This window comes from Acidimicrobiia bacterium (assembly GCA_035471805.1).
GTDB lineage: Bacteria > Actinomycetota > Acidimicrobiia > Spongiisociales > JAHEDJ01 > JAHEDJ01.
This window is the reverse complement of the sequence record DATIPS010000028.1, coordinates 52032-72308: the sequence shown is the minus strand read 5'-3', so window position 1 is coordinate 72308 and position 20277 is coordinate 52032. Positions and strand designations below refer to the sequence as shown.

Genomic DNA, 20277 nt, shown 5'->3' with positions numbered 1-20277 from the left:
ATCCTGCCGAGGCCTATACCGACCCAGCCACCGGGAACGTCGGAATACCGTTCTCGGAGCTGGCGCTGGCAGAGCTGGAGTTCTACGGGAAGCCCGGTAGCTGAGCGCAACGAGCCGACTCCGGCTCAATCCTTGATATAGGGCTGGCCATCGGCCGCCGGTGGACGGGCCCTGCCGACGACTCCGGCGACGACGATGATCGTGACTATGTAGGGCGTCATCGAGAGAAACTCCGAGGGAATTGGTGTACCCAAGATTCCGAGCTTCTGTTGTAGAGCGCGGGCAAACCCGAACACCAAACCTGCTCCGAGAGCTCCCAGCGGCATCCACCGCCCGAAAATCATGGCGGCGAGTCCAATGAATCCGATACCCGCCGTCAGGTTCTCCTCAAAACGAGACACCTGAGCCAGGGTGAGAAACCCCCCGCCAAAGCCGGCGATCACGCCTCCATAGATAACGTTGCGATAACGGGTGCGATATACATCGATTCCCACGGTGTCGGCAGCCTTGGGATGCTCGCCGACCGAGCGCGATCGCAGGCCCCAGCGCGTGTAGAACAACCCAAAGTGGAGCACGATCACCAGCAGGAACGTCACGTAGACGAACATGTTGTGGTTGAACAGGAGTGAGCCGACCACCGGTATGTCGCCAAGAATGGGGATCTTGATCGAGGGGAAGCGACCGGGAGAGTTCAGTTCCTGAGCCTCGGATAGCACACGTCGAGCAAGGAACGAAGTCAGACCCAGGGCGAAGATGTTGATGACCACTCCGGCGATGATCTGGTCTATGCGGTAGCGAATCGCCAACACGGCGAGGACCGCGCCCAGAAGCGCTCCGGTGACCATCGCCCCAATCAAACCTGCCCAGATCCCCCAGGCCGAGCCCATGATCGTCCCGACGAACGCGGCGGTGAGCAACTGGCCCTCGATCGCTATGTTGATGACGGCGACCCGCTCGCACATCAAACCGCTGAGTGCTCCCAACGTGACCGGCACCGAGAGCAGCACAGAGGAGCGAAGCATTCCAACCAGGCTGAATGACCCATCTGCCGCCGCCCAAGTCAGGAAGGCAAGCACGAAGAGACTGAGGCCGATAGCCAGAGCCAGGTTGGTTCGCTTGACCTGAGAGCGACGCAAGACGAGTCCGCCGAGAAACGCCAGGATCGCCGCGACGACGAAGGACAGCCATTGGGAGCTGACCTCCCATCTGAGATTCTCGAATCGCTCACCAGGCAACGAGAGGTTGAAGTTGGAGCGAGCTCCGGATTCGACGCCAAGCCCGAAGATCCAAAACACGAACGCGCCGAGCAGCACCAGGATTACGCCGATCGCGGTTGCCCGGCGTTCCTCGGGCGTTGCGCGCGTCTTGACCTCCACGGTTGTTGCCTGTGCGTTGGCGGTCATGCGCCCCACCCAGTCGAAACCGTCGCACCGCCGTCCTGATCGGGCGTCTTGATCCTGTATATGGCCCTCACGAGCGCAGGCGCAGCGATGAAGACAATGATCAGCGCTTGCACAACCAATACGAGATCGATGGGAATGCCGGCTGCACCTTGCATCTCACGGCCGCCGGAGCGTAGCGCGCCGAATAGCAATCCGGCCAGAAGCACTCCGATCGGATGCGATCGGCCGAGTAGTGCCAACGCGATCGCATCGAAGCCGATCGTGCCGGCGAAGTTGGAGAGGCCGCGGTACGGCTCCAAACCGAGAATCTGATTCGCACCGGCCAAGCCGCCCAGGCCACCGGAGACGGCCATGACGGAAACGTAGATCCAGGCGACGCTCATCCCTGCGTATTTCCCTCCGCTGGGGTTGGCACCGACGGCGCGGAACTCATAACCGACCGTCGAGCGATACATCAGCCACCACACGAACCAAACTGCAGCGAGTGCGAGTAGGAACCCGATGTTCAACCGGTAGTTCCCGATGAGAGCAGGAAACTGAGCCGATTCAGCCGCGGGTTGGGAAATGGGGTCGTTCCGACCCGGCTGCTGAAACACCGACGACTTCAGCCAGTAGTCCACGAGGTACAGGGCGATGAAGTTCAGCATGATGGTAGTGATGACCTCATGCGCGCCGGTCCGGGCCTTGAGGAGCCCGGCAATGCCGCCCCAGATCGCACCGGCCACGATGGCAGCAATCAGCGCCACCGGAATATGGACGAACGCAGGAACTGAAATACTGAACCCTATCCAGAGGGCGGCCATGCCACCGATATGCATCTGACCGTTGGCGCCGATGTTGAACAAACCGGCCTGAAAGCCGACGGCAACCGCCAGTCCGGCGAAGATCAGGGGGGTGGCGGCGTAGAGCGTCTCGGTTATCGCCCGGACGGATCCGAATGAGCCCACGAACAGAGCCTTGTATGCATCTGCAATCCCGCTGAAGGTGAGCCGGAACGCTTCGCCGGGGTCATCCCCCCAGATACGGATGGTGTCGACATCGGTGACCGCGATGATGAATGCACCGATGATGAGGGCACTGAGCAGGGCGAGCGCCGGGATGACGGTCGCCTGGCGGATCGAGCTCCCGACACCCGTCACTCGTGAGTACCACCCCGGATCTCCTTCCGGCCTCTCATGGCCGGGTGGGGCTACCCCATCGGTCACAGTGCACCCGCCTCTCCCTGGCTGCCCAGCATTGCCAGTCCAATCTCCGTAGTCGAGGCCGACGGGTCGAACTCGCCTGCGATCTTTCCGTCGTACATAACCAGAACACGATCGGACAGGGCCGTGATCTCATCCAGTTCCGAAGAGACTATGAGTACCGCGGCGTTGTTGTCGCGCTCTTCGACGATACGAGAATGGATGTATTCGATCGATCCGACGTCTATCCCGCGTGTCGGCTGGGAAGCAATCACCAGGGCGACATCACGGTCGAACTCCCGCGCGACGATGACTTTCTGCTGGTTGCCTCCTGAAAGCGTCGACACTGCGACATCGACACCCGGCGTTCGCACGTCGTATTCCTCAACCAGCCGCAGAGCACGCTCCTCGGCGGCGCTCCAATTCATGACTATTCCCCTCGAGATGGGGGCCTCGTAATAGGTGTCCAGCACGATGTTCTCGGTTACCGTGAACGACAAAACCAGGCCGCTCTTTTGGCGGTCCTCGGGAACGTGGGCGACGTTTCGTTTGTGGATCGAGCGAGGCGATTCTGTGGTGATGTCCTCGCCGTTGAGCCGCACGATGCCGCCGAGCGATGGCCGCATTCCCGTCAGAGATTCGACGAGTTCCGTCTGCCCGTTCCCCTGCACGCCCGCTATTCCCACAATCTCTCCGGCGTGGACCTTCAAAGAAAGCCCATCGACGGCGCGCTGATGGCGATCGTCGAGAACAACGAGGTGCTCAACTGAGAGCACGACATCTCCCGGATTCGCCTCCTCCTTGTGTACCCGGAGGTCGACGGGCCGCCCAACCATCAGCTCCGCAAGTTTCTCCTCGTCGACGTCGGAGGGCAGCACCTCGGCAACGGTCCTGCCGCGACGCATGATGACAATGCGATCGGCGATCTCCAGTGCCTCACCTAGTTTGTGACTGATGAAGATGATCCCCTTGCCGTCGTTCTTCAGTCCGTTCACGATGTTGAAGAAACCCTCGACCTCCGCCGGTGTCAGCACCGACGTCGGCTCGTCGAAGACGACGAATCTCGCCTCGCGTTCGAGCACTTTGATGATCTCGACCCGTTGCTGAATGCCGACCGGAAGATCCTCGATGACCGCGTCCGGGTCGACATCGAGCTGGTAGCGGCCGGAGATATCACGCACCGTCTTGCGCGCCCGCTGCTTGTCCAGCCATCCGGCTCTCTTCGTAGGCTCGTCACCAAGGATCACGTTTTCCGCGACCGTAAACACCGGAACGAGCATGAAGTGCTGGTGGACCATGCCGATTCCGGCGGCAATGGCATCGCTCGGCGAGTGCAACTCGAGCGGCTCGTCGTCGATGAGCACCTCACCGGACGTCGGCGTGTAGAGCCCGTAGAGGATGTTCATGAGAGTTGTCTTGCCTGCTCCGTTCTCGCCGAGCAGAGCCACGATCTCACCCTCGCCGACGCTCAGATGGACGTCGTCGTTGGCAAGAACGCCCGGGAATTGTTTAGTGATGCCCTTCAGCTCGAGCCTCAACCGACCCTCCACACTGTCACTCAATCAGAACCCTACAACTTCGGAGACGATCTCGCCCAGAAGAATGGGACCCCCATGATGGGGGTCCCATTCGAGATGCGAATACCTGTTCGGCTCAGTAACCGACAGGCGTGAAGTCGGCTTTGATAACGCCGTCTTTGATGTCCTGCATGAGTTGCTCGACCTCTGCCTTGAGCTCGGGTGACACCCGCGAGTCCCAGTCGTGGTAGGGGGACAGCCCAACTCCGTCATTGCTGAGGTCACCGACGAAGGCACCGCTGGTCCAGGTGTCCTCTGCGTGCTCCTTGACCGACAGCGTGATGAACGGTGCGATCGCCTTTTCGACGGTAGTCAGCCACAACGGCTGATACTGCGTGTCCATCGCGAAGTAGGCGTCGGCGTCGACGCCGATTAGCGCTGCATCGAGACCGAGATCGTTGATCGCGTCGCCGGCAGGCAGGTTGATGGCACCGCCGACCGGGATGATCATGTCACAGCCCTCCTGGAACATGGACTCTGCCGTCTGACGGGCGAGACCCATATCCGTGAAGCTTCCGGTGAAGGTGCCGTCCTTGGCGTCGACATCCCATCCGAGGACGTTGACGTTCGTGCCCTTGACGTCGTTGTAGTGCGCAGCTCCGCGAGTGAACCCGTCCATGAAAATGGACACCGTTGGGAAGTTGCCACCGCCGTAGGTGCACAACACGCCGGTCTGCGACATGCCGGCAGCCAGATAGCCTGCCGCGAAGGCAGCCTGGTCGGTCTGATAGACGAGCTCGCGCACGTTGGTGAGGCCTAGTGGGGCGAAGTTTGCATCTGTCAAGACATTGTCGATCATCGTCCAAATGATGTCCGGATTGGCAGCGGCGTTGATCGCCGTAACCTCACCGAGCGCGAACCCGACAGTCACGATATGCTCGCAACCCTGTGAGATGAACTGGTCGATATTCGGTTGCCAGTCCGAGGCGTCGCTCGACTCCAGATAGGTCGAGTCGGCCGTCGCGTAGCCGGCATCCATCGCATCCAGAACACCCTGCCAGGCACTGGCGTTGAAGCTACGGTCGTCCACACCGGCCAGGTCGGTCACCAGGCAGGTTTTCACGCCATCAGCCATCGGGGCCGCCGTTGTGTCCGGGGTATCGGCCACGGTCGTGTCCGGGGTATCGGCCACGGTCGTGTCCGGGGCCGCCGTCGTCGCCGGCGTGTCCGCCGCCGTCGTCTCGGTTGTGTCTTCAGTCGAATCGCCGCACGCGGCCAGCACAAGTGCGAGAACCGCTACGAGCGCCAGGAGACGCGTCCATATCTTGGAATGCATCTAGGAATCCTTTCTCATATTGCATGGGACCGTGCCCACCACAGCAGTCTAATGCCCTCCGCGGCGCCGTCATACCGCGGTGACCCCTTCCGACTGCGGGAGCGGCGACGGTCGTACCAGATAGATCCACGGAATCGAGATCAGCGTGAAAGCGCCCTTGATCAGCACGTTGGCCCAGAAGATGCTCAGCAACACGTCGACGGCGAGCCCGCTCGACGCCGGCAGCAGGCCTCCGAAGGCCAGCCAGACGAAGAGGGCCGAATCTATCGGAATGGCAATGGTGTTCGATGCAAGAACCCGGCCCCATTGGATCCGATCTCCAAATCTCCCCACCCAGCGCTGATAAACCTCGGTGTCGATCAGTTCCGAGACGACCTCGGCGATGATCGACGCCGCAACGATCGTCCACACCGGGGCGAGGACGGAGCCGAACTCGGTCTGGGTACCGACCTCGAGGTCGGCGGGAAGCGCGGCCACGAACCGGAAGACGCCGGCCATCACCAGGTTGATGGCAGCCGCCAGGAAGATCACGAGGCGGGCCGTCTCCTTGCCTGCGATCTTGTGGACGAGATCCCGAATCGTGAAAGTGAACGGATAGATCAGCGTTCCGCCGTCCACCGAGAACCCGCCGACAGAGAGGATCCTGAGGCTGGCGACGTCGGCGAGTATCTGTGCTGCAACGTAGGCCGAAACCACGATCGTGAGGATCTTGTAGGCGCGGGCGGCTTCGACTGGACGTGCGGTCATGGGTACGGGAGTGTAGTGAGCGAGATTCACCGGTACCCCGGGCGGGATCCGGATCCGGAAACCACAGCCTGAGTGGCTACGAGTCCTGCGAGTCGACCATTTCTACCGGTGGCTGATCCGGGGCTTCAACGTCCTCGAAGGCCAGTTCATTCGTCTCGGGATCGACATCCACAACGATCGTCGTCCCGGCACGAAACTCTCCGAGCAGCACCTTCTCGGACAAAGCGTCTTCGAGGCGGCGCTGAATCGCTCGGCGTAGCGGCCTGGCGCCCAACTCGGGGTCGTAGCCTTTGTCGGCCAGGTATCCCTTGGCGGCGTCGGACAGAGCCAACTGGAGGCCCTGCGACTGCAACTGTTCGTAGACCCTGGCCAGCATGAGATCGACGATCTCCTTGACCTCGTCCTTGCGAAGTTCGTGGAAAACGATGACCTCATCGATACGGTTCAAGAACTCGGGACGGAAGTTCTTCTTCAACGCCTCCGTTACGCGCTCTTTCATGTACTCGTAGGTGACTTCCTCGTCGCCCTTGTGGAAACCGACTGCCTTCTTGCGCAGTTCGGAGGTTCCGAGGTTGGAAGTCATGATGATGACCGTGTTCTTGAAGTCGACCGTCCGGCCCTGCGCGTCGGTGAGTCGGCCGTCTTCGAGGATCTGCAGGAGCGTATTGAATACGTCGGGATGTGCCTTCTCGATCTCGTCGAACAACACGACGGAGAAGGGCTTGCGACGCACAGCTTCCGTGAGCTGGCCGCCTTCGTCGTAGCCGACATATCCGGGCGGAGAACCGACCAGACGGCTGACCGTGTGCTTTTCCATGTACTCGGACATGTCGAGCTGAATGAGGGCGGCCTCGTCACCGAACAGGAACTCGGCCAGCGCCTTGGCCGTCTCGGTCTTGCCGACACCGGATGGCCCGAGGAAGATGAAAGAACCGGCAGGGCGCTTGGGATCCTTGAGCCCGGCCCGGGTCCGGCGGATCGCACGGCTGACCGCCGCGATCGCGTCGTGTTGCCCGATGATCCGCTTGTGGAGTTCGTCCTCCATCCGAACGAGCCTGGCGGTTTCCTCCTCGGTCAGGCGATGAACCGGGATGCCGGTCCACTGTGCCAGGACCTCGGCGATTTCCTCTTCATCGATGACCCAGGTGGACTGAATCCCCGACTCGGCCGCCTCACGCTCTCTCGCCATACGGTCGGAAGTGAGGCTTCGTTCCTGATCGCGCAGCTGCGCGGCCCGTTCGTACTGCTGGGATTGCACGGCCTCCAGTTTGGAAGCCCTGACCTCGAAGATTCGGTCGTCCAGTTCCTCCAGCTCCGGCATGCCGCCCTTCCGCCGGATCCGCATGCGGCTGCCGGCCTCATCGATCAGATCGATGGCCTTGTCGGGCAGGAAACGGTCCGAGATATATCGATCGGCGAGGTTGGCGGCGTTGACGAGCGCCTGGTCGGTGAAGCGGACTTTGTGGTGAGCTTCGTATCGATCGCGGAGACCCTGCAGAATCTGAATGCTCTCGGCGACGGTCGGCTCCTCAACCTGGATGGGCTGGAAACGACGTTCGAGGGCCGAGTCCTTCTCGAGGTATTTCCGATACTCTTCGAGCGTGGTGGCACCGACGGTCTGCAGCTCTCCCCGAGCCAGCATCGGCTTGAGGATGCTGGCTGCGTCGATGGCGCCCTCTGCAGCTCCGGCGCCGACGAGAGTGTGGATCTCGTCGATGAACAGAATGATGTCGCCCCGCGTGCGAATCTCCTTCAGAACCTTCTTCAGCCGCTCCTCGAAGTCACCCCGGTAGCGGGAGCCGGCCACGAGCGAACCCAGGTCGAGCGTGTAGAGCTGCTTGTTCGTCAGCGTATCGGGAACGTCGCTCGCAATGATGCGCTGCGCGAGTCCCTCCACAATCGCCGTCTTGCCGACGCCGGGTTCACCTATCAGGACGGGGTTGTTCTTGGTGCGCCGCGAGAGTATCTGCATGACCCGGTCGATCTCAGTCTGACGACCGATGACCGGATCGAGCTTCTGCTCACGGGCGGATTGTGTGAGGTTGCGCCCGAACTGGTCGAGGATGGTTGACCCTCCCGACGGCTGCTCGGAGCGACCCTTCGCAGATGAAGAGGCCGAGGGCTGATCGTCGCCCTGGACCCCGGACAACAGCTGAATGACGGTCTGGCGGACCTTGGGAAGGTCGGCGCCGAGCTTCTGGAGCACCTGGGCGGCAACGCCTTCGCCTTCGCGGATCAGACCGAGGAGGATGTGCTCCGTCCCGATGTAGTTGTGGCCCAGCTGAAGAGCTTCGCGCAGGCTCAACTCCAGAACCTTCTTGGCACGAGGGGTGAACGGTATGTGTCCACTCGGTGCCTGCTGGCCCTGACCTATTATCTCGACGACCTGCTGCCGGACCGAGTCGAGGTTGATGCCGAGACTCTCCAAGCCGCGCGCAGCGACGCCCTCACCCTCATGAATGAGCCCGAGGAGGATGTGCTCGGTGCCGATGTAGTTGTGATTGAGAAGGCGCGCCTCCTCCTGAGCAAGTACAACGACTCTTCGAGCCCGGTCTGTGAAGCGTTCGAACAAGGTCTAATGGCCTCCTGCCAAATCCTCAACGGCCGTCTGTCGGCCGCGAGGGTGAGTATAACGCTACCCCCCGGCAATCCAGATGGGTGCAATACACCGGTCGGCGGGAACCGCCACGACTTGCGGATTCGGGCCTGGAAACCTTGTTCTTCTGCAGCGCACTACCATGCGGCCGCATCTCCTCACAAGGTCGCATTTTGGACGCTCCAACCCTCGAAGATCTGGTCCCACTGCCGCAGATCTGGCAACGGCTCGACGATGTCGAAGCGCGTCTGCTGGATGTATCGCAGTCCGAGGACGAGTTTCTCACAAAGGCGGCTCAGCACCTTCTGGTCGCAGGCGGGAAACGCTTCAGGCCTCTCCTGGCCCAGCTCGCTGCCGAGTTCGGGCCGGCCGACGACCGAAGGTCCATCGACGCGGCCGTCGCCGTCGAGTTGATCCATGTCGGAAGCCTCTATCACGACGATGTGATCGACGAGGCGACGACCAGGCGCGGAACGGACTCGGCCAACACGAACTGGGGCAATACGGTGGCCATTCTGGCCGGCGACTTCCTGATGGCGCGCGCGTCGGAAGTGGCGGCGAAGACGCTCGGTCAGCGATCCGTCGAGATTCTGGCCAGGACCTACGCCGAGCTCGTTGAAGGTCAGACTCGGGAGCTGCAACTCGACTGGGACATTCACCACGGCACCGACGAGTACTTCAAGGTGATCGAAGGCAAGACGGCCAGCCTGATCCAGACGGCTGCCAGGCTGGGAGCCATGGCTGCCGATGCGTCCGAGGAAGATGTCGAACGAGTCAGCCGCTGGGCCTGGGAACTGGGAATCGTATTCCAGATCACCGACGACGCCCTCGATCTCGTCGCCACCGATGCGTTCCTCGGTAAGCCGGCCGGATCCGACATCTCGGAAGGCAAGTTCACTCTTCCCGTGCTCGAAGCTCTGCGCGGCCCGGAGGGCACCCGCATCGGCGAGCTGCTCACTGCGCCGCGCCCGTACCCGGCCGACACGGTGACTGAGGTCATCGGCCTGGTCCGTGCCGGCGGATACGTCGAAGAAGCCCTCAACGAAGCCGCACGTCGAATCGCCGTTGCGGAGAACTCAGTCTCCGAACTGCCCGACTCGCCCGCCCGCGCCGTCCTGAAGTCCCTCGGGACCTACCTGATCGATCGGGTCGAGGTCGCGCGAGCGATGAGCGGGTGACGAACAGCCCGGAATCGGTGCGCAAGCGGCCGCGTCCGAAGCCTCGAGACTCGGGTAGGGATCCCGGGGCCGCGGTATGGTCGGTCGGTCATCCGGTCTCACCCTCTACGATGTGACGTGGCGATCTCCGAATATCCGACGAGACAGTCTTCTTTCGGATCATGCACACGAGGAAGGAGTGAGTGAGTGCCCTCCGAGGCCAACCCGGCCGACCAGCGCCCGAGAATCCTCCTCGCCGAGGATGATGCGCTCACCGCCCGGCTCATCGTCCACCGCCTGGAGCGCGAGGGCTACGAAGTATTCCATTGCGAGAACGGTCAGCAAGCCCTCGACTCTGCACAGGAGCCGGATTCCCGGCCCTATTCACTGGCAATCCTCGACGTCAAGATGCCCCGCATGGACGGCTTCGAACTGCTCGGCCGTATGAAAGAGGACCCCAGGCTGGCGTCCATTCCGGTGGTGATGTTGACGGGAATGGGAACAGAGCAGGATGTTGTTCGTGCGCTTTCGGGTGGCGCAGACGACTACATCCTGAAACCCTTCTCGCCCACGGAACTCGCCCTCAGAGTGCAAAGACTGCTGGCCCGGTAGCCGCCGGTATGTGGTCTGGCGGCACTTCGTCCAGTTGGGCCTCGGAGGCGCTCATCGGAGTCGTGTTGTGGTCGACGCTCGTCATCGTCGGAGTTGTCGCATGCCTCGCCGTTTCCGCCTTCGCGATGCGGATACGGAACATCGCCCGTGCACGTCGCTACTCGAGGTACGAGGCGACCTGGGAGCCTTTGCTCCTGGAGGTCATGGCCGGAACGCTCCCGATCTCCGACCTGCTCGACACGGTCACTCCCCGATCCTCCCGCCACTTTCTCCTCTTCCTGGTGCGATACGCCAGATTGCTGGCCGGCCAGGACAACCTCACGATCACCGAAATCGCCGCGCCGATCCTGCCGGGCATTCTCGGGGACCTGCAGGCCCGGTCTGCCTCACGGAGAGCACTGGCCGTGCAGACCCTCGCCACACTCGGGATCGAGAAGCACGGGGCCCGCATCGCCCGGGCGCTCGATGATCCTTCTCAGCTCGTCTCGATGGTCGCCGCCCGATCTCTCGCCGGATCCCATCGCCCGGAGTACATCGGCAGGGTGCTCCGGAACCTGCATCGCTACTCGGAATGGAACAGTCGCTTCCTCGCCAGCATGCTCGCCTCGCTCGGAGTCGAGGCGGCACCCGCTCTCCGGTCCTTTCTCCAGGCCGGTGGCAAGGCGATCGACAGGGCGGTTGCCGCAGAGGCACTCGGCCTCCTGACGGATCCGGTCGCCGGTGACATAGCGGTCGAGATACTGGCCGGCAGCCCGAACCGGGAACTGGCTGCGGCCCTGCTCAGGCTGCTCAGGACGGTGGGAGGACCGGAGCACGCCCCGGTTGTCCGCAGCTACGCGTCGGGACGCGACGGCACGCTCAAGGCGCTGGCGTTGAGCGCCCTCGGCACCATCGGGGACGCCTCCGACATCGAGAAGCTCGAACAGGGGATGTTCGACGCCGACCCATGGGTCGCTATCAATGCCGCCCGTTCGCTCCTCGAAGCGGGTGGCCGGGCGCGGCTACACGAGATAGCACGGAGCGACCTACCGCAATCGACACTGGCACGGGAGACTATCGCCGGGGGGGTCGCATGATCACCGTGGTCTACATAGTGAGCGCGGTGATTCTGGTCTATTTCCTCGCCATGAACGTCGTCTACGCGACGACGAGCGTGCTGGCCTTCATCGATCTCAAGAAGTACGTCGGGAGGTTGAAGTCGCTGCACATAGGGGACCTGGTGAACGCAGCCGGAGGCATGCCGATAACTCTCATCGTGCCTGCTTTCAACGAGGAGGCCGGCATCGTCGAGTCGGTTCGTTCGCTGCTCACCCTCCAATACTCCGATTACGAGATCATCGTCGTGGACGATGGGTCAACGGACGGCACTCTCGGCAGCCTCGTCGAGGCATTCCAGCTCATACCTGCCGACCGGGCACCGAGTGCCGATTTGCTCACTGCGCCCGTCAGGAGCGTTCACCGGGCCGCGCGCCATCCGAACCTCTGGGTCGTCAGCAAGGACAACGGGGGCAAGGCCGACAGCTTGAACGCAGGCCTCAATCACTCGAGGACGCCCCTGTTCTGCGCAATGGACGCCGACACGTTGTTGGAACCTGAAGCCCTCCCGCGCCTCGTGCGGCCTTTCCTGGAGAATCGCAACACCGTGGCTGCCGGCGGCATAGTGCGCATCGCCAACGGCTGCGTGATCGACGGAGGCATCGTCAGGCAGGTCCTGTTGCCGAAGAGCATCGTCGCTCAATTCCAGGTCGTCGAGTATCTCAGGGCGTTTCTCGCCGCACGCGTAGGGTGGGACGTCCTTCAGGCGACGTTGATAATCTCGGGCGCCTTCGGTGTCTTCAAACGAGGCATCGTTGTCGATGCAGGCGGATTCGCCACCGGAACCGTCGGGGAGGACATGGAACTGGTGGTGAGGCTCCACCGCCATTGCCGGGAGAACGACATCGCCTACCGGATTGCCTTCATTCCCGACCCGGTTGCCTGGACCGAAGCGCCGGAGGATCTGCGGAGCCTCGGCAGACAGCGCAACCGCTGGCAACGAGGCCTGGTCCAGACCCTGTGGCGGCACCGGCAGATGTTCGGCAACCCCCTCTACGGTCCGCCTGCGCTGATCGGCTTCACCTATTACGGCCTATTCGAGGTCATCGGACCTTTCATCGAGGCAGTCGGGTTCGTGGTCTTCTTCTGGGCGCTGATCGCCGGGATCGCTCCACCGTCATACATCCTGGCATTCCTCGCCCTGGCAGTGGCGGCCGGAGTGGCCCTGTCGGTCGCCGCGGTTGCGCTCGAGGAACTGTCGTTCCGGCGATACTCGCGTCCGCGCGATCTCGGACGTTTGATGCTGATGGCGTTCATCGAGAACCTGGGTTATCGACAACTTGCCACCTGGTGGCGGATTCGGGGACTCTTCTCGGCTCTGCGCGGGGATCAGAACTGGGGGACTCTCGAGCGTCGCGGGTTCAAGACACAGGAGCCTTGAGCACCGGGCGCAAAACAGCATCGAGCCGCTGCGACATACGCTTGGCCTTAGCGGGCTGCGGTTGAAAGCTCATCCATCTCCAACCGGGAACGCCAGGTGGTGTTCTCCGACAGCACCGACAGATAGGCCGATCGTGCACGTTTCCCCGGTTCCGAATCTGCGACTTCGGGCAGGCCCTCGTAGAGGGTTGCAAAATACGACCGCATTGATGCCAGGGCCTCGGCCCTGATCTGTGAGACCCGGGCTTCAGTCACCTTCAGATCGTCGGCAATGTCCTGCAAGGAGTCGCCGCACAAGTAGTAGCGGCCGACCACTTCCGCTTGAACCGGCGCCAGGAAACTGATAGCAGCCCTGAGGGTGCCCAGCAGTTCGCGACTCTCCAGTGCATCCTCAGGGAGAACCGCCGACCGCTCCTCGGCAATCAGGTCGCGAAGCGGCGCCTCTTCCGAGTCTTCTTGATCGAGGTGCAGGAGAGTGCTGTAACTCGCCTGTGCCTGCCTGTTCGATAGCTCCCCGACGGAGATGCCCAGTACTTTGGCGAGGTCGTCATCGCCGGGACGGCGCCCGGTTCTCTCTTCGACATCCGATATCGCCTGCTGGATCTCGCGAAGATTCCGACGCACGGAGCGGGTGGCCCAATCACGAGATCTCGTCGAGTCGATGATCGCTCCCCTTATCCGGATGGCGGCATACCTGGCGAACGGGACTCCGCTCTCCGTGTTGAAGCGCCTCGAGGCTTCGACGAGGCCGAGAGCACCCGCATTCCACAGTTCCGTCCGGTCGACGTGACGTGGGTAGCGAACCGAGACCTCGGCCACGATAGGGCCGACGAGATCGAGGTGCTCGACTGCCAACTGATTTCGATCCAAGGCGGCCACTGTCCAATCCCTGTCCGAGATGTCCCCTTGGACAACTGCGATCGCTCGGTAGCGCTTCACTAGTCATCGGCACCCCGGGAGGGTTCTCTTGAGCCCTATTCGTACGGTCACGGTTGACCTTTCATGATGCCCCTCCCGCTGACTTCGAGCCGACGGCTTGAGAAATCCGGCAGCCGGCCGACGGGAACCACCAGACGAGAACCGTGAAGAGGAGACCGTGTGTGAACGAAGTGACTCTCATCCGGCAGCCCGGCGTCGACTCCCTGCTGGAGGTACTCGATCGTGAACGCAGGCTTCTTGCGGCACTCAGGGCCAAACTCTGGGAGATCGCGGCTCTGATTGCGTCCGAACGCGACCCGGAACTTGCTCCGGCGGCCCGGCAGATCGCCGGCCTGGAGAGGCAGCTCGGCACCACCGAGCTGCTCCGTGCCGTCGTCGTCGCCGGGCTCGCAGACCTGTGGGATGAACCCCCACACGACTTCTCGCTCCGCGCCATCATCCGGCGGTCGGACAACGAGCAGGCCGTCGTCCTCGGAGCCGAACTCGACGGACTGCTCGAGATCACCAAGTCGGTGGAACTCCTGAGGCATTCGATCGCGGGGGTTGCACGGGAACGATTGGAAGCAGCTCATCTTGCCTGCGAGCGAGCTGCGGCCTGTTAGAACCGGAGTTCACCTGAGCGGCCCCCGGTGCAGTGCTGCGAGCCGGGCGCTCGGAGAGAGCGGGCTATTTCAGGAAGTCGACCAGCGAAGGCTGAGTCGACCTCGAGAGAGCCTCAAGGATCGTCTGATAGGCGGCGGCGCGCCTCCGTAGCTCACCGACGGGCGCAGCGTCGACCCGAAGCGAAGCCGACTCAGCGCCCGGCGCCGATTCAGCAGAGGGACGGCCCTCAACCTGGAGGGTCTCCTGCTCCATCAATCGCGACGAGGGCTCTTCACCAATCCTCATTGATGTCTCCCCGTGGGACGGACCTGCTTCATCAAACTGCGTTTCGGAACCCGCACGACTACCCAGTCGGCAATCCTGCGCTATCGATAAGGCATGATTCCGGCCGGTGGTCACTATCCTCGACTTGCTGATGGACATCGATCCTGCAAACGAAGAACCCGGAACCATCGAAAAGGCGCTCATCGCCCGTGACGATGAGATCCGTCGTCTGAGGCTTGCACTGGACGTGCTGTCTCCGATCGACCCTGCATCCGGAACACTCAATCGGAACGGACTACTCGACGCAATCCAGGAAGCGTTGAACTGGCTTGCCCGACGCAAGGACCGGTTCGGGATACTCCTCATCGAGGTGAAGGGACTACCGGACTCCCCTACCGATGACGACCACCGCTGGCTGGACGGGCATTTGGAAGCCGTGATGAGCGCAACACTGAGAGGCGTCGACAAGATCGGCCATCTCGATCGCCTCACTTATGTAGCCGTGCTCAGGGAGTTCAAAGTCGAGGGGGTCACGGCACTTCTCGATCGCCTGACCGCCATTCTCCGAGTGGAGTCGGAACACCTGGAATCCCTGACGCTGAGCGCCGCCTTCACGCTGGTAGCGGTGCAGAACGGGGAGAACCGCCGGGCCGGATCACTACTCGGAGAAATCGAGTCGCTGAGGGGCCGGGCAACCGTCGATCATCCGGTCGTCGTCGAGCTCTGATCCGGCGGCGGACGCCGGCTGCCGCTCTCCGGCTTCAGGTGCGGGAACAACAGGACTTCACGGATCGTCGACTGCCCGGTCAGCAGCATGACCAGACGATCGACACCGATGCCCAGACCGCCGGTCGGAGGCATGCCGTACTCGAGAGCGCGGATGAAGTCCTCGTCGATTGGATGGGCCTCCTCATCGCCGGCGGCCTTCGCCTTTGCCTGCTGCTCGAAGCGCTCTCGCTGATCGAGCGGATCAATGAGCTCCGAGAAAGCATTGCACAGCTCCATTCCTCCGGCGAACAACTCAAACCTCTCGGTCAGGTTCGGGTCCCGGCGATGGACTCTTGCAAGGGGCGACGTTTCCTTCGGATGATCGATCACGAAGACCGGCTCCCATAGATCCGGTTCAACCAGGTGTTCGTACAACTCGGTGATCACCTTGCCCTTGCCCCAGGCGGCATCCGGCGTGATCCCCTTGGAAAGTGCCAGCTCACGCAGTTCCGTCAGCGACAGGTCGAACCCAACCGATTCCCCGAGTGCCTCGGACAGCAGATCGAGCAGCGTGGCCCGCCGGTAGGGAGGCGTGAGATCGATTGGTCGACCGTCGTATTCGATCTGCATCGATCCGGTTGCAGCCTCGGCGACTGCCGCCACCACCTCTTCCACCAACTCCATGATGTCCCGATAATCGGCGAATGCCTCATAGGCCTCGAGTGTCGTGAACTCGGGATTGTGCGTCGTGTCGACACCCTCGTTGCGGAAAATCCGGCCCAGTTCGAACACGCGCTCTAGGCCACCGACTACCAGCCGCTTGAGGTGGAGTTCGGTCGCGATGCGCAAGTACATGTCGATGTCGAGCGCGTTGTGATGGGTCTCGAAGGGCCGTGCCAGGGCTCCGCCGGCTTGTGACTGCAGTACCGGCGTCTCTACCTCGATGTAGCCGCGCTCTGTGAACTGTCTGCGAAGCTCCGCGATGATCTGCGACCGGGTCAGCGCGATGCGGCGGGCCTCATCGCTCACGATGAGATCCAGGTATCGCCGGCGGTAGCGTCGCTCGACGTCTTTGAGCCCGTGCCACTTCTCCGGCAGCGGCCGGAGTGATTTCGAGAGCAACACCCACGACCGGACCCGCACACTGAGCTCACCCTTCTTCGTGGTGATTATCTCGCCCTCGGCGCCCACCCAATCCCCGGAGTCGACGCCGCCGAAGCGCTCGAACTCATCTGCTCCGAGTGTGTTGCTGGCGACGAAGAGTTGAATCCTCCCCGTCTGATCGAGGAGCACCGGGAACATGAGCTTCCCGAAGCTGCGCACGTTCAGGACTCGGCCTGCGACTGCAACGATCCTGCCGGTCTCGGCCCCCGGTTCCAGGTCGCCGTACTCGGCATGCAGCTCGGCGGCCGTTGCCGTGCGGTCAAACCTGTAGGCGTACGGTTCCCCGCCTCCAGACCGTATCTCGGAGAGCTTCTCGAGGCGGCGCGCGGTGATCGGGTGCGCGGCGAGCCCGGCGTCTTCCGGAATATCCTGCGGTTCGTCTGACGGTTTCTCGTCGGTCATGGGGGACACTCTAAGTTCCAAGCTCCAAGTTCCGGCTTCTTGGTTCGTTCGGCGCGTACAAGATGCTCCCGTGGTCGAGCCGGGTCCCCCTGTCGGCGGCGACACCGGCGCCGGTGACGCTCAGGAACACGTTGTCGATGAGTCTGGTCTCACCGACCCGCGCCGCCACCGCCAGGAAGGCATCATCCTCCAGGCGGTCGACCCTCCTGGCAGACGAAGCCCCGGCCAGAGAAACGTAGTCGATGAGAACCCCGTCGAGACGAGCCCGCACGATGGATTCGAGCCGCGCTCCGTCCCGTTCTCCGTCTTCTGCCGCATCCGCCGCCGCCATCAGTCCCGATGAGATTCCCAGAGCCCTACTTCGCTCTCTTGACGAAAGAAAGACGTTGCGACTCGACAACGCCAATCCGTCCTGCTCCCTCACGATCGAAACAGGGATCACCCGGATCGGGATCGAAAGGTCCGCTGCCATCCTGGCAACGGTGGCCAACTGCTGAGCATCCTTGCGGCCGAAGTAGGCGCGGTCGGCTCTGATACCGGCGAACAACTTGGCGACAACAGTCGCAACACCGTCGAAATGACCGGGGCGGTGAGCGCCTTCCATCTCTTCGGTGGTCCCGGACACGGTCACTCTCGTCAAAGGTTCCTCCGGATACATCTCGTCGAGGTCGGGCGCAAACAGAACGTCGACGCCGCGGCCCTCCGCCAGTGCGGCGTCCCGATCCAGGTCGCGCGGATAGCGGGATAGGTCGCTCCCCTCGTCGAACTGGAGCGGGTTCACGAAGAGACTCATCACCACCGTGTCACAATCGCGACGTGCCGCATCGACCAGGGCCAGATGTCCCTCGTGCAGAAACCCCATCGTCGGAACGAGCCCCAGCGTGCCGCCGGCCGAAGCCCGCACATCGGAGAAACGTTCCACGATCCTCATCGAAGCATCTCGTGCATCGCCGCGTCTGCGCCGGCCAGCCTGGCAGTTGCGCGTCCGAACGCCTTGAAATCGGCTGCCAGGTCGGGATCGACCTCTGCCACGGCCCCGATCTGCGCCGACACGGTACCCAGGTCACCTCTGGCAATAGGGCCCGTCAGAGCATCCCGCGGCCCCACATCGAATGCGTTGGCGACGACCTCGGAGACCAGGGGCCGTGCGAGCCCAAACGGCACTCCGGCGGCTTCGAACAGTTCTTCAGCCAGCGCAAGCGCAGTCAGCACGTAGTTGGCCGCGCAGGCGGCGGCGGCGTGATATAGAGGGCGCCGGCCGTCTTCGAGCTTGAAAGGACGCGCCCCGATGCTGATAGCCAGATCCTCCAGTCTCGCCTCGAGCGGCGAATCGGCAGTGATCCCGACGGCGGCACCCGCCAGGGCTGCGGCGCCGTCTTGAGGGTTCGGCATCGTCTGCAGCGGGTGAAAACCCCCGATGTCGAGCCCGGCAGACCCGAGGGCGCTGAGGGCATCGACGGAGGTGAGTCCTGAGAGATGCACGGCGGCTGAGGAACTGGCTGCAACCGGGACGAGCCGCTCGGCGACCGGCCGGATCGCGTCGTCACGTACGGCCACGACGACGAGATCGCAGTCGGGAAGAGGAGCGTCCCAGTCGAGTGCCGGAGCACCCAGGGTGGCCGCCCGGGCCGCGACGTTCGACCGGCCCAACACGCCGACGATCTCGTGTCCGGCCCGCCGTGCTGCGAGCCCAACCGACATTCCGGCACGCCCCGGCCCGACAATGACGATGCGGAGTGGTCTGTCCATCGGCATAACGGTAGTCAGGGGTGCCGGGGGCGAGGAGATTACGAATAGGCCATCGGCTGTGATCTCCGGGAGCCGGGGGACTGCGCGGGCCTAAGGCCCATCGCTCACAGAACCCACGGGACCAGCCGCGCCCGGGTTCTCTCCCGATACTCGGCGTAATGCGGGAAACGATCCAGCAGTCTCATCTCTTCCCGTCCGGCTTTCATCCAGAAGAAGACGCCGGCGAACATCGCCGCCAGCAAGCCGTAGAGGGAAGCCCCGAAGAGCGCCATACCGGCGAGCCCCAGAACGGTTCCGCCGTATATCGGATGCCGAGCCTTCGCGTAGACGCCGGCACGGATGATCTCACCACCGGCGAGCGGCTCCGGGAACGGTGTGAGCCGATCGCCGAGATGCCGGAGCCCGAGCATCCCGAGAGCGAGGCCGGCGAGGGCGACAACGGCACCACCGACGCGCAGGGCAGATCCACCCGGGAGAACCGGGCCGCCCGTGCCCAGAGCAACAACGACCAGCCCTATCAGCAAGAACTGGGCGGCCACCCACCAACCACCCCTTTCGACAAAGCCCTGCGCCGCCGGCCGGGGCGGCCACCAGCCGCCGAGGTCGGTGAGATCCTGGTCGGCAACACTTGCTTTCAAGGTCGAAACCCTGGTCCCGTCGGGCAATGCTGCTTCCGGCCAGACGTTCAGCAGGGGCTCGACGACAAAGCGCCGCTCATGCATCCGCGGGTGCGGAACCACACAATCGTCGGTTGCATGGCTCTCCCGGCCGTACAGGAGCAGGTCGAGATCGAGGGTTCTCGGGCCCCAATGGATCGTGCGGGTCCTGCCTCGCCGGCGTTCGATGTCGTGCAGCCCGGCCAGCAGCTGCTCCGCGGGCAGCATCGTGTCCACGATGGCAACTGCGTTCAGATAAGGGCCCTGCTCGGGTCCACCCACGGGAGCCGTCTCGTACAGGCCTGAGACGCCCACCACTTCCCCGCAGGACGCCAGGCCCCTGACGGCGAACTCGAGGTTGGCGCGCCGATCGCCCAGGTTCGATCCCAGCGCGACGGCCGCTCTGGTCATCGGGACCGGCTGATCGTCGTTGAGACGTCCGCGAAGGGGACATCGATAGGGGCAGAAGGCTTGTGCACCGTGACATCGACCCCCATCACTCGCTCGTTCTCGAGAACCAGATCCGCTACCCGCCCGGCCACCCGCTCGATGAGATCCCAGCGTTCGTTGGCGACCCTGTCGCGTATGGCCACTGCGAGGTCGCCGTAGTGGACGGTGGTCGAAAGATCATCCGAATCGGCAGCCTCCGACAGATCGATTGCCACATCGACATCTATCACGAATACCTGCCCGCGCAGCTGCTCCTCGCTCAGCACACCGTGATGAGCGAATACCTCAATGCCGTGCAGTCGAATCCAATCGGTCACA

19 protein-coding genes are annotated in these 20277 nt (G+C 63.0%); 6 read left to right on the top strand and 13 right to left on the bottom strand.

Going from position 1 to position 20277, the window contains the following annotated elements:
* Nucleotides 1–125 precede the first annotated feature (125 nt).
* From VLT15_06475 to VLT15_06450, 6 genes are all read right to left on the bottom strand, one after another.
* The gene (locus VLT15_06475; GenBank protein HSR44858.1) at nt 126–1403 is read right to left on the bottom strand and encodes an ABC transporter permease; all 1278 of its coding nucleotides are present in this window, start codon (nt 1401–1403) and stop codon (nt 126–128) included.
* Complete coding sequence (locus VLT15_06470) at nt 1400–2608, bottom strand: ABC transporter permease (GenBank protein HSR44857.1); 1209 nt, start codon at nt 2606–2608, stop codon at nt 1400–1402. The genes VLT15_06475 and VLT15_06470 overlap by 4 nt, the downstream gene beginning before the upstream one ends.
* Entirely contained in the window at nt 2605–4146 is a 1542-nt protein-coding gene (locus VLT15_06465) for an ABC transporter ATP-binding protein (GenBank protein HSR44856.1), read from the bottom strand. Before VLT15_06465 ends, VLT15_06470 begins: the two co-directional genes overlap by 4 nt.
* 91 nt (nt 4147–4237) lie before the next feature.
* Nucleotides 4238–5437: a BMP family ABC transporter substrate-binding protein gene (locus VLT15_06460; protein HSR44855.1), complete on the bottom strand. Its 1200-nt coding sequence runs from the start codon at nt 5435–5437 to the stop codon at nt 4238–4240.
* Nucleotides 5438–5506: 69 nt separating this feature from the next.
* Nucleotides 5507–6184, bottom strand: a complete 678-nt coding sequence (locus VLT15_06455) for a queuosine precursor transporter (protein HSR44854.1) — start codon at nt 6182–6184, stop codon at nt 5507–5509.
* A 76-nt stretch (nt 6185–6260) separates the two neighbouring features.
* On the bottom strand, nt 6261–8756 hold the full coding sequence (locus VLT15_06450) for an ATP-dependent Clp protease ATP-binding subunit (GenBank protein HSR44853.1): 2496 nt from the start codon (nt 8754–8756) through the stop codon (nt 6261–6263).
* Nucleotides 8757–8953: 197 nt separating this feature from the next.
* Here VLT15_06450 and VLT15_06445 point away from each other — a divergent pair, with 197 nt between their 5' ends.
* From VLT15_06445 to VLT15_06430, 4 genes are all read left to right on the top strand, one after another.
* Nucleotides 8954–9958 (top strand): polyprenyl synthetase family protein, encoded by a 1005-nt coding sequence (locus VLT15_06445; protein HSR44852.1) that lies wholly within the window; start codon nt 8954–8956, stop codon nt 9956–9958.
* Between the two features lie 186 nt (nt 9959–10144).
* Complete coding sequence (locus VLT15_06440) at nt 10145–10549, top strand: response regulator (protein ID HSR44851.1); 405 nt, start codon at nt 10145–10147, stop codon at nt 10547–10549.
* An 8-nt stretch (nt 10550–10557) separates the two neighbouring features.
* Entirely contained in the window at nt 10558–11625 is a 1068-nt protein-coding gene (locus VLT15_06435) for a HEAT repeat domain-containing protein (protein ID HSR44850.1), read from the top strand.
* Nucleotides 11622–13025: a glycosyltransferase gene (locus VLT15_06430; GenBank protein ID HSR44849.1), complete on the top strand. Its 1404-nt coding sequence runs from the start codon at nt 11622–11624 to the stop codon at nt 13023–13025. Before VLT15_06435 ends, VLT15_06430 begins: the two co-directional genes overlap by 4 nt.
* Before the next feature lie 47 nt (nt 13026–13072).
* On the opposite strand, the gene VLT15_06425 is transcribed toward VLT15_06430, so the two are convergent.
* Nucleotides 13073–13963: a sigma-70 family RNA polymerase sigma factor gene (locus VLT15_06425; protein ID HSR44848.1), complete on the bottom strand. Its 891-nt coding sequence runs from the start codon at nt 13961–13963 to the stop codon at nt 13073–13075.
* A 161-nt stretch (nt 13964–14124) separates the two neighbouring features.
* On the opposite strand from VLT15_06425, the gene VLT15_06420 reads away from it, so the two are divergent.
* The gene (locus VLT15_06420; protein ID HSR44847.1) at nt 14125–14565 is read left to right on the top strand and encodes a hypothetical protein; all 441 of its coding nucleotides are present in this window, start codon (nt 14125–14127) and stop codon (nt 14563–14565) included.
* A 64-nt stretch (nt 14566–14629) separates the two neighbouring features.
* Here VLT15_06420 and VLT15_06415 read toward each other — a convergent pair whose 3' ends face one another.
* Entirely contained in the window at nt 14630–14851 is a 222-nt protein-coding gene (locus tag VLT15_06415; GenBank protein ID HSR44846.1) for a hypothetical protein, read from the bottom strand.
* Between the two features lie 106 nt (nt 14852–14957).
* On the opposite strand from VLT15_06415, the gene VLT15_06410 reads away from it, so the two are divergent.
* Nucleotides 14958–15557: a hypothetical protein gene (locus tag VLT15_06410; GenBank protein HSR44845.1), complete on the top strand. Its 600-nt coding sequence runs from the start codon at nt 14958–14960 to the stop codon at nt 15555–15557.
* Here the strand turns inward: VLT15_06410 and lysS are convergent.
* From lysS to folB, 5 genes are all read right to left on the bottom strand, one after another.
* Entirely contained in the window at nt 15533–17104 is a 1572-nt protein-coding gene (lysS, locus tag VLT15_06405) for a lysine--tRNA ligase (protein HSR44844.1), read from the bottom strand. The two genes, VLT15_06410 and lysS, sit on opposite strands and share 25 nt — an antisense overlap.
* A 10-nt stretch (nt 17105–17114) precedes the next feature.
* Nucleotides 17115–18035 (bottom strand): pantoate--beta-alanine ligase, encoded by a 921-nt coding sequence (gene panC, locus VLT15_06400; GenBank protein ID HSR44843.1) that lies wholly within the window; start codon nt 18033–18035, stop codon nt 17115–17117.
* Nucleotides 18032–18853 carry a DUF2520 domain-containing protein gene (locus VLT15_06395; protein ID HSR44842.1) on the bottom strand — a complete coding sequence of 274 codons (822 nt, stop codon included), beginning with the start codon at nt 18851–18853 and terminating at the stop codon, nt 18032–18034. The genes panC and VLT15_06395 overlap by 4 nt, the downstream gene beginning before the upstream one ends.
* 104 nt (nt 18854–18957) lie before the next feature.
* The gene (gene folK, locus VLT15_06390; protein ID HSR44841.1) at nt 18958–19920 is read right to left on the bottom strand and encodes a 2-amino-4-hydroxy-6-hydroxymethyldihydropteridine diphosphokinase; all 963 of its coding nucleotides are present in this window, start codon (nt 19918–19920) and stop codon (nt 18958–18960) included.
* On the bottom strand, nt 19917–20276 hold the full coding sequence (gene folB, locus VLT15_06385; protein ID HSR44840.1) for a dihydroneopterin aldolase: 360 nt from the start codon (nt 20274–20276) through the stop codon (nt 19917–19919). Before folB ends, folK begins: the two co-directional genes overlap by 4 nt.
* Between the last annotated feature and the right edge of the window lies 1 nt (nt 20277).